Here is a 1,791-nt window from a genome sequence, read left to right as displayed (position 1 = left end):
CGTGCTGTGGGCGCCGGCGCGCGCAGCGGCCGGGGCCGACGCCGTCGAGGCCGTGCTCATCGACCCCGCCGCGCACGGCGGGCACCGTGAGACCGACCTGGCCATGCTCGCGCTGTTCGGGGCGCCGTACCTGAACGAGATCCTGCGCGGCTATCAGGAGCGCCACCCGCTGCGCGAGGGGTGGCAGCAGCGGGTGCCGCTCCATCAGCTGCACCCGCTGGCCACCCACTCGGCCGGCCACGGCGCCGGCTACGCGGTCGCGTTGGTCGACGCCGCCCGTCAGGTCCTGCTGCTCTGACCCCGGGTCACTGTGCCGGGCTCACGCGGAAGACCTCGTCCCGGTTGTTCGCGTTGGAGGTGGTGACAAGCAGTGAGCCGTCCGGCTCGGGCGTCAGCGAACGCAGGCGGCCGAAGCCACCCTCGAGGAGCACGGAGGCGTCGACGATCGACCGGCCATCGGAGGAGAGGCGGAACAGGACCAGCTTCTGTTCCCTGAGGTTGGCCATGGCGAGGCTGCCTTTTCACTCGCCCCACGCCTCGCCCTGCTGGAACTCGATGTCCGCCGGGGCCAGAGGCGGGCGACCCGAGGACCATACGGCCTCCACCGCGTCCGGGAACCGCTCGGTGTCGGTCATCGGGACGTTCTGGTTGTACTGACCGTTCACGTTCGGGTTCCAGCCGTAGTTGGCGCCGGGCTCGAGGAGGTTCACCTCGTCGTCGCGGTCCGGTCCGTGCTCGGCGGAGTAGACACGGCCGGTGCCGGGCTGGACAGCCAGTCCCTGGACGTTGCGGTGGCCGATCGTGTGGATCACCGAGTCGCCCGAAGCGGCAGTCCCGTCGGGGTTGACGTGCAAGGTCTTTCCGGCGAGTGAGGTGGGATCCTGCGGGTCGGTGGCGCTGTAGATGTCGCCGGTGCCGATGTAGATCGACCCGTCGTCGTCGACCAGCAGACGGCAGCCGCTGTGGATGCCCTCGGCGCCCAGCGGGATACCGGTGACGACGTCGCGGACCCTGGTGAGCGCGGACCAGTCCTCGGCCGCCCGGAACGTGGTGACCCGGTTGTCGCGGGTCCCCCCGGCGTTCTGGGAGTAGCACACGTGGATCTCGCGATTCTGCGCGAATCCGGCATCGACGGCCATGCCTATCAGGCCGCTCTCCGACTGGCGTACCAGGCCGGGCAGGTCGATCGCGACATCCCGCCGTTCGCCGCCGGCGAGCTGCGCGACCATACGGCCGCCGCGCTCGCCGGTCAGGAGGGTGCCGTCCGGGGTGCGGACCACGTCCCACGGGATGTTGAGCTGGTCGATGACGGTCGTCGTGGTGACGGCGGGGCCCTCGACCACCCGTACGCCCTCGCCTGCACCGACGCCCACCTCCGGCGGGAAGAGCAGGTCCGGCGGAATGGAACCGGTGTCCACCGAGCCGCCGCCGAGGGAACCGAACTGGGCATGTGCCACGGCAGGGAACGCGAGGGCGACGGCGGCCGCCACGGCCACCCCGGCCACTACGATCTGCGGCTCCTCTGCGATGTGCGGACGACTTGCGGTGTGACACAGACCATATGCACAAACTCTCAGGTGCGGTACCGCACCGACCACAAAACCCCGGTCACCTGCCCTGGTGGGAGCGGGTGACCGGGGTCGGGGGGCGATGCGCGACCGGAGGGGTTAAAGCTCCTCGATGGTGGCCGTGGCGTGCACTGTGCCGAGCTTGCGCGGGTTGCGCACCCGCAGCGACCAGGCCGGATCGCCGGTGCCGGTGCCGGTGCCGGCGCCCGCGTCGGGCCGGGCG

At 71.2% G+C, this 1,791-nt stretch carries 1 protein-coding gene and 1 pseudogene; one reads left to right on the top strand and one right to left on the bottom strand.

Annotation, left to right across the window (positions count from 1 at the left end; genetic code table 11):
* Positions 1-298, top strand: a 298-nt coding sequence (locus G6028_RS16375) for a fructosamine kinase family protein (RefSeq protein ID WP_182659502.1), incomplete at its 5' end; no start/stop codon positions are given.
* Positions 299-305: 7 nt separating this feature from the next.
* Here the strand turns inward: G6028_RS16375 and G6028_RS16370 are convergent.
* Positions 306-1,343: pseudogene (locus G6028_RS16370) on the bottom strand (PQQ-dependent sugar dehydrogenase).
* Positions 1,344-1,791 lie beyond the last annotated feature (448 nt).

The organism is Dietzia cercidiphylli (genome assembly GCF_014145145.1).
GTDB lineage: Bacteria > Actinomycetota > Actinomycetes > Mycobacteriales > Mycobacteriaceae > Dietzia > Dietzia natronolimnaea.
This window is presented reverse-complemented; position numbering and strand designations above follow the sequence as displayed.